Source organism: Alicyclobacillus suci, from assembly GCF_017329615.1.
Taxonomy (GTDB): Bacteria; Bacillota; Bacilli; order Alicyclobacillales; family Alicyclobacillaceae; genus Alicyclobacillus; species Alicyclobacillus suci.
On the sequence record NZ_JAFMTW010000075.1, the window covers coordinates 1 to 6,920 of the forward strand.

The window sequence follows — 6,920 nt, forward strand, 5'->3', positions numbered from 1 at the left end:
CGTACCATGATTTCGCCGTGTTCGCTAACAAATCCACCAAATACTTGAAAACATGCCCCGGTCAATGACCTCAATCACCTAATCGTCGAAATCCGGGATAAAAAGTACCTTGACGAAATATGGAAGACCTAATATCGTGTAAAATAATAGAGTAGATGGAAAGAAAGAGGGGATGGAAATGGCATTCAAGTTTTCTGGCATTGACCACGTTCAATTGGCCGCTCCCGAAGGTTGCGAAGCCGAAGAACGCAGGTTTTTCGTCGACCTGTTAGGTTGGGAGGAAATCCCCAAACCAGAACCCCTTCGTAAGCGTGGTGGCGTATGGTTTCAATGTGGCAAACACCAAGTACATATCGGTGTTCAAAAGGACTTTGTTCCTGCGATCAAGGCACACCCCGCATTTCATGTCGAAAACATCAGCGAGTTGCGGGAGTACCTATTACAGAAAGGTGTCAACGTAATTGACGACGACGCTCGTGCAGATGAAGGTGTAAAACGTTTCTACTTGAACGATCCGTTCGGAAACCGCCTTGAATTCCTAGAGTGGCTGTAAGCCGAGGGGGTTATGACTTTCAACACCGTCGGGTTCTGGTGACACTCGTCGTGGCAAAGTAGAACTTGCCATACCGCACCGTTGATTTGCCTCGCATCCAGGACAAATTACGCCCCTCTTTTCATGGTGTAAGAAATCCCCCGTTTAACCGAACAGAGCGTTTTCAATAGAACACTTGACAGCTTGCTACTGGGTATACTACAGTTCGTGTGTACCACATGAAGCGGTACACATAGTACAAGAGGAACACAGCGTCATGACGGATAGGGGCATGGGCATGTGGATACACGTGGATCCACGCTCTCCGGTACCGATGTATCAACAGATTGTGGAGAGTGTGAAGGCGAACGTCGCCAAGGGGATCTTGAACCCCGGTGACAAATTGCAATCGGTGCGTGAACTCTCTGTGGAGTTGGCCATTAATCACAATACGGTGGCGAAGGCCTACAGGGAATTGGAGCGGGAAAACGTGATTGAAGTGATTCGCGGCCGTGGCACATTCATTACGCTGCAGCCGACAGCTCCGAACGCCGAACAGCGGCGAGAGGAGATGCGTGAGACGATACGCAAGTTGCTGATTGAGGCGCACCACCTGCGAATGAGTCACGAGGAGTTGTGGCAGATGTTCCATCAGGTGATGGAGGAATGGCGATTGAGTAGGGAGACGGAGGCACCGGAATCAACGGAAGAGGGGGAAAAATTGTGACGTCCATCGTCGAGACGCACGATGTAACAAAACAATTTGGTGATGTCACCGTGATCGACGGCGTATCACTGAATGTTCCACAAGGCGCGATTTATGGCCTTGTCGGCGCGAATGGGGCAGGTAAGACGACCTTGATGCGAATGCTCATCGGACTGATGTGGCCAGATGCGGGTGAGGTACGCCTCTTCGGGCAAGTGCTCGAGCGCGACTCGGCGCAAATCCGTCAGCGTGTCCATTATGTCGCGGCCGATGGGAGTTTTTTTAAACAATTACAGGTCAAAGATGTGCTGACGTACTCGCGATTGTTGTACGAGCGATGGGATGACACGCGCTGCCAGATGCTCGTTCGGGCGCTCGAACTTCCGCTCAATCGTCGCGTTCGCAATTTGTCGCTCGGCATGACGATGCAACTGCGACTCGCGATTGCATTGTCCGCGCGCCCGGATCTGCTTGTGCTCGATGAGCCGACAAATGGACTTGATCCGATTGTGAAGCGCCAGTTTCTCCAACTCATTGTGCAAGAAGCGGCCCAGGGGAGCACGGTCGTTATCGCAACGCATCAATTGGCGGACGTGGAGCGAATTGTTGATGGGGTTGGCCTGTTATACCGCGGCAGAATGGTGATGGATGGGATGCTTGACGACCTGAAGGGCGCCATCAAACACGTTCAAGCGGTTCTTCCTGGTGGACCGCCCGCAGACATAGACCATTGGCCGGGTGTCTTGGAGCGGACGAGCAGGGGGCAATTTTACACCTTCGTGGTCGAGGGCACTGGCGACGATTTGGCCAAGCGGTTGCGGGAATCCGGTGCGACATACCTCGAGGTGATGGACGTAGGATTCGAGGAATTGTTCCGATACGTTATGCAGAAAGAAGGGTATTCGCGCGATGGCATCTTACTTTCCTAAGGCCCTTTTGTATCGGGAGTGGAAGTTGCAACGGTGGTGGATGGTCTTCTGCGTTGTCGCCATCTGCTGGGCGCCAGTCTGGAATGTGCTGATGTTCTTGCAGCACAAGGCCGCCGCATCAACGGGTGTGTATCACGAGAACGTCATGGTCGTTCGCCAAGAATTCTGGCAGAACTTCAGCGACAGCGTTTTGTATATCGGCGGATCCAAAGGGGCGGGTTCCGGCGTCGGGTTTATGGCGATGTTGGTGGCGGTCGTTTTAGCGGTGGTGTTCGTCTGCCTGGATAGGGGGCAGGGATCACTGTGGTATTCGCTGTGTGGCCCAGTGTCGCGCAAAGCCCTGCTGCGGACGAAGTTTTTCCTTGGCAGTTTCACTTTGTTGTTGGCGGTTCTGATTATCACCATCGTGAATTTCGTCGTGAATGGATTTAATCCGTTGCCTGTGTCGCCGGGGCAAATTTTGCTTTGGTTCGTCGGCGAGTTTGTGCTATTGGAGTCGGTGTTCGCGATTGCCTTTGCCGTCTCAGTTTGCGTTGGCAACGTGATTGCAGCGGGCCTGTGTAGCCTGGCGGTACCGTTCGCGCCCATATGGCTTGGCATGCTGGGTGAAGAAATATGGGTGAATATCGTCAGACCAACGGAAATACTCCCTCGCCCAGGTGAATTGGCGGAATTTCTGTCCAGATTTTCACCGTACAGCATGTTGTATCACCCTGTCAGCTATAACGGGCTATTTTTGGTCTGGTACCTCGCACTGATTGTTCTGTTCTACATGGTTGCGCAAGGATCTTTTCAACGGGCCCGGCCCGAACGTTTCAATCACCTGTTTATCTTTCCATGGGTGTGGCGCGCGTTCTCGGTTTGTTTCAGTCTGGTCGTCGGGTCATTCATTGCGGCAACGCAAATCACCAACTCGACAGACGTTTCATTTGTCGTTTGGTTTCCGATTTCGAGCCTCATCATTTGGGGGATTTTCTACTATACAAGCCGGTGGATGGGCAATCGAAACCACAGGGAGGCACACTGATCAATGTCCGTATTAACGCTCGAACACGTATCGAAGACGATTGGCCGACGCCTGATTGTGGACGACGTAAATATGGCGGTGGAACCCGGCGAGGTATATGGGTTTCTGGGCCCAAACGGGGCCGGTAAAACGACGACCATCCGAATGATTGTCGGGCTCATTCGTCCCACCAAAGGCAGTATCCGCGTGATGGGGCACGACATCTCGCGCGACAGGCGGGCGGCGCTCTCTCACGTTGGTGCAATTGTCGAAAATCCGGAGACGTACAGCTACCTCACAGCCCGTCAGAACTTGGTGCATTACGCTCGCCTGGCGGGTATCCCTCATGCGAAGCGGCGCATTGAAGAGGTGGTTGACCTCGTCGGGCTCACAGGGCGTGTTGACGACAAAGTGAAGCGCTACTCACTTGGCATGCGTCAGCGCCTGGGTGTCGCCCAAGCGTTGCTTGCGAATCCCAAGCTGCTGGTGCTCGATGAGCCGACCAACGGGCTCGATCCCGCCGGCATACGCGAATTCCGCGAAATGATCCGCAACCTTGCCCAAGGTGGCATGAGTGTCTTGGTTTCCAGCCATTTACTGAGCGAGATTCAAATGATGTGCGATCGCGTTGCCATCCTCAAAGGGGGACGCATCATTGCACAGCGCTCGGTCAGTTCGTTGGTCGATGGGACGGCGAGCGCTGCGATGATCCGCGTGTCGAATGAAAATGCGGCGGTGCGCGTGTTGAAGGACAGGCAGTGGGACGCCGAAGTGTCTGCAGCGCATGTGATTCGCGTGCGGACAGACGGTTCTGCCATTCCAAAGTTGATTCGAGATCTGGTTCGAGCCGAGATCGACATATATGCCGTGGAACCGGCACGAGAGTCCTTGGAGGAAGCGTTCCTGGAACTCACGGATGACAAGTTGGCGTCGTCTTCCTCGACGCCTGCGGGAGGTGTCGCAAATGCTTGAGTTAGCAAGCGTGTTTGCGAACGAATGGATGAAACTGATGCGTCGCAAGCGCATGTGGGTGGCGGCAGTTCTCGGCGCATTCGTGGTCGGATTGTTCGCTTTGAGCACTTACCACGACCATCAAGAGCAATTGCGGTATAATTCGCCAAGCGCCTGGCAACAACAAGTGGCTACACTGAAACAGGATATCGCACAGCAGAAGGCGCAAAAGATGACAGACCAGACGAAAGCGCAGATTCAGGCCGACAATCAGCAAATCAAGAGCCTGCAAGGACAAATTGCGGCCTATCAGAATGGCAACGAGAATTGGCGCCAAAATGTGCGCGACGAGATCACCCAAACGAAGCAAGACGAGAAGATGGCCGCAGCAGAGCACGACAGCACGACCATGAGCATGGATCAAGGCAGTTTGCTACGGTTAAATTATCAATTGGCACACGATGTCCCTCCGCTTGTCCCTGGAGAACAATCGGCTTATCAAGAATTCACGAGTTTCATTTCGGTGGCCACGCAGATCTTCCTTCCCTTGTTGGCAGTGATTCTCGTAGCGGATATGGTGTCTGGAGAGACGACGAGTGGAACGATTAAGTTACTTTTAATTCGACCCGTGTCGCGTTTTAAAATCTTGTTCGGCAAATGGCTCGCGAGTATGGCTGCCACGGCGGCGTTAACTGTGGCGGTGTGCGTTGCGCTGCTGTTGGTTGGCTGCGGCATTCTGGGCACAGGTGGGGCCAAGTTGCCGGAGTTGGTTGGAACCCGCTATACATTCGTCCAACAGCCGCAACAAAGCGGCCAGGTTGTCAATACAGGCCCTGCCCAATTGGATCCGGTTGCGCACTACGCACATACCCTCATCCTTCCTGAGTGGCAGTTTGTCGTCTATGGCATCTTACTCACCACGCTGGCGATGCTCGTTGTCGCGACCATCGCGTTTCTGTGTAGTGCGTTGTTCAAATCGGCGATGGCGAGCACTGCGGTTGCGCTGGGTGTGGTGATTATCGGCGGCATTTCTGTCAGCTTTGTGCATAGTAAAGTCGTTGTGGCGCTGTTTCCAACGCACCTCAACCTGTTTAGCAATTGGACCGGGGCACTGGCCGAACAATTGAAGATGAGCGTCACCTTGACCACGGGGCTCGTTGTACTGGCGGCGTGGGGGATAGTTTGTCTCATCGCTTCACTTCTGTATTTCACGCGCAAGGACGTGTTGAATGCTTGAGGACGACCCCGCTAAACTTCGATTTTTCCGGACCTTCATTCTGATATATAATGTGGACGTAATGTTCTGAAGGTAGGAAGATGAGGATTGGACTCAGAAATACACTTTTCAAATAGAACAAAACCGCAAGTTATCAGTATTCACCCTGATGTGAAATCGTTTATCGACACGAATAATGCCTTGGTGTATTGCCCAATGGCAGACGATAATGTCGAAAAACGCGACTGCGAAACCTGCATGTGGTACGAGCACAATGTGTGTACTCGATTTTAGTGGCGAGTGTCCCAAAAGGCATTTTTGATGCTTAGCGGGACATCCTTCTCGATTGTTTGAACTGCGTTGAACGAAGAAAATATGTGATGAATTGGTAGCGTTCCTCGTCTAGGCGAGGAACGCTACCAATTTCAGTAGGTTATGAGCAACACTTACCAACCCCATTTCGATGTGCACTTTGGGAAAGTCCCGTAGAAGGAATCGTCTAAATACCCGATTTCCTTTGGCGTGACAAAACACGCTTTCCACCTCCACCATGCGCTGTGCGGATAGCTTTCGTCCTCGTTCACTTCTCAAGTTCTCTCGTGCTCTTTGCTTATGTTCTAGCAAAGCTACACTGACTCCAATTTGACGGTTGTTTTGTGATTTGGTGCATTGACTTTTTAGCGGATACGAGTCATAAGCGTCGCACTGGTAATAGCGTTTTTTCAATGAGTATCCAGTCTCGGTTTTGACCGTTCGTTCGTACCGGAAGGTTATTCGCTGATTGCCCGCGCAAATGTACACATCTCGTTCAGCATCGTATGTCCAGTGTATTGAACTTAATTGATTTTCCGTTCCCACTGGACATTGTAGTCAGGCTTAAGTTGTCCATTATTCATGTGGTTCTCTTTCATTCGCGTGAAGGTGGCGTTCGAATCCGTTTTGTTGTAATTATTATCGCCGCCTTGAAACATAGCTTGCTGCATTTCGTATTTTTCGCATCGAGGCAGGTAGTCCTTGCGGATCTTGCGTATTGCCTTGCGAAGAGATTTTTTTAGGGGAATTCATTCGTTGTTGTTCTGAAGTAATGGGCTGCTCCCTTCCTAGTTCCGCCAGATTTAGCTCTCCATATTCGAGTTGTTCCCGTTGGTTTACTTCTTCGATTTCCGCTAACAACTCCCGGCTTTGTGTTTGTAACCGGGCCTGAAGACGATCTGTGGACTTCTTCCAGACAAAGGTGCAGCGATTCGCGTTCGCCTCAATTTTGGTTCCGTCCAAGAAGTAATGCTCACCTTCGTCGATCAGCAGTTCAAGTACCGCCGCAAAACTTGTTCTACAAGGTTCTTGATTCGCTCCGAGCGGTACCGATTGATGGTACGGAAGTCGGGTGTCTTGCGGGCGCTTAGCCACATAAAATGGATATTCTCCCGCAACGCCTTAGCAGTTAGAGTCTCAAGTAGTGGTGTAAATTGAGTGCAACCACTCAGTGTCTGCTATTTATGCAAAACTGACGTTGGCGCCAGCAATTGTTGTTCGTCGTTGCCGGTTAGTTTAGCCATAGACTCTCGGCTGAAATACCGCCT

General features: G+C 51.8%; 9 protein-coding genes. 6 read left to right on the forward strand and 3 right to left on the reverse strand.

Features of this window, described 5'->3' with window-relative positions:
* Positions 1-178 precede the first annotated feature (178 nt).
* From J3482_RS19065 to J3482_RS19090, 6 genes are all read left to right on the forward strand, one after another.
* Positions 179-553, forward strand: a complete 375-nt coding sequence (locus tag J3482_RS19065; protein ID WP_021295218.1) for a VOC family protein — start codon at positions 179-181, stop codon at positions 551-553.
* Positions 554-809: 256 nt separating this feature from the next.
* The gene (locus J3482_RS19070; RefSeq protein WP_021295217.1) at positions 810-1,259 is read left to right on the forward strand and encodes a GntR family transcriptional regulator; all 450 of its coding nucleotides are present in this window, start codon (positions 810-812) and stop codon (positions 1,257-1,259) included.
* Complete coding sequence (locus tag J3482_RS19075; RefSeq protein WP_021295216.1) at positions 1,256-2,167, forward strand: ABC transporter ATP-binding protein; 912 nt, start codon at positions 1,256-1,258, stop codon at positions 2,165-2,167. Before J3482_RS19070 ends, J3482_RS19075 begins: the two co-directional genes overlap by 4 nt.
* A complete protein-coding gene (locus J3482_RS19080) occupies positions 2,148-3,194 on the forward strand; it encodes an ABC transporter permease (RefSeq protein WP_021295215.1) in 1,047 nt (348 codons plus the stop codon). Before J3482_RS19075 ends, J3482_RS19080 begins: the two co-directional genes overlap by 20 nt.
* Before the next feature lie 3 nt (positions 3,195-3,197).
* Entirely contained in the window at positions 3,198-4,145 is a 948-nt protein-coding gene (locus tag J3482_RS19085) for an ABC transporter ATP-binding protein (protein ID WP_021295214.1), read from the forward strand.
* Positions 4,138-5,361: a DUF2705 family protein gene (locus J3482_RS19090; protein ID WP_021295213.1), complete on the forward strand. Its 1,224-nt coding sequence runs from the start codon at positions 4,138-4,140 to the stop codon at positions 5,359-5,361. The genes J3482_RS19085 and J3482_RS19090 overlap by 8 nt, the downstream gene beginning before the upstream one ends.
* A 381-nt stretch (positions 5,362-5,742) precedes the next feature.
* On the opposite strand, the gene J3482_RS21925 is transcribed toward J3482_RS19090, so the two are convergent.
* The 3 genes from J3482_RS21925 to J3482_RS21930 form a co-directional block, all read right to left on the reverse strand.
* The gene (locus J3482_RS21925; protein WP_081653954.1) at positions 5,743-6,198 is read right to left on the reverse strand and encodes a transposase; all 456 of its coding nucleotides are present in this window, start codon (positions 6,196-6,198) and stop codon (positions 5,743-5,745) included.
* Between the two features lie 93 nt (positions 6,199-6,291).
* Positions 6,292-6,615 (reverse strand): hypothetical protein, encoded by a 324-nt coding sequence (locus tag J3482_RS19100; protein ID WP_081653953.1) that lies wholly within the window; start codon positions 6,613-6,615, stop codon positions 6,292-6,294.
* Between the two features lie 23 nt (positions 6,616-6,638).
* Positions 6,639-6,749 carry a hypothetical protein gene (locus J3482_RS21930; RefSeq protein WP_206922944.1) on the reverse strand — a complete coding sequence of 37 codons (111 nt, stop codon included), beginning with the start codon at positions 6,747-6,749 and terminating at the stop codon, positions 6,639-6,641.
* Between the last annotated feature and the right edge of the window lie 171 nt (positions 6,750-6,920).

Coding starts and splice junctions, on each gene's coding strand:
- J3482_RS19065 (WP_021295218.1), top strand. CDS start 179: ATGGCATTCAAGTTTTCTGGCATTGACCACGTTCAATTGGCCGCTCCC.
- J3482_RS19070 (WP_021295217.1), top strand. CDS start 810: ATGACGGATAGGGGCATGGGCATGTGGATACACGTGGATCCACGCTCT.
- J3482_RS19080 (WP_021295215.1), top strand. CDS start 2,148: ATGGCATCTTACTTTCCTAAGGCCCTTTTGTATCGGGAGTGGAAGTTG.
- J3482_RS19085 (WP_021295214.1), top strand. CDS start 3,198: ATGTCCGTATTAACGCTCGAACACGTATCGAAGACGATTGGCCGACGC.
- J3482_RS19090 (WP_021295213.1), top strand. CDS start 4,138: ATGCTTGAGTTAGCAAGCGTGTTTGCGAACGAATGGATGAAACTGATG.
- J3482_RS21930 (WP_206922944.1), bottom strand. CDS start 6,749: ATGTGGCTAAGCGCCCGCAAGACACCCGACTTCCGTACCATCAATCGG.